This is a genomic window from Bacteroides sp. 519 (assembly GCF_010500955.1).
In the GTDB taxonomy this organism is placed as follows: Bacteria; Bacteroidota; Bacteroidia; order Bacteroidales; family Bacteroidaceae; genus Bacteroides.
The window spans coordinates 1-319 of sequence record NZ_QVMJ01000118.1; the positions used below are offsets into that span (position 1 = coordinate 1).

Consider the following 319-nt stretch of genomic DNA (forward strand, 5'->3'; position numbering starts at 1 on the left):
TTGCAGTGCCGTTCTTCTTCTTCCCATTTTCAAGCAGTTATTCTTCCGGATTCATTATGCCATCATACATGGACGATTCTAATCGCGGTTTTGGTTTATGGAGATTATGATGTAGACGGTACAACATCGGTAGCACTGGTCTACAAGTTTTTGCAACAATTCTATTCGAATATAGATTATGTCGCACGCCGTGGGTTGTGGAGACAAAAAAAAAAAAAAGAAAAACCAAAAAAAAAAACAAAACACACCCCTTTTTACCTCAAACGGTTTTTTTTTTTTTGCCCTAACAATGGCCAAAATAAAAGTTTTTTTTTTTTTG

General features: G+C 35.4%; 1 pseudogene. It reads left to right on the plus strand.

The window, feature by feature from the left end:
• Nucleotides 1-98: pseudogene (locus tag D0T85_RS23285) on the plus strand (putative LPS assembly protein LptD); the annotation flags it as partial.
• Between the last annotated feature and the right edge of the window lie 221 nt (nt 99-319).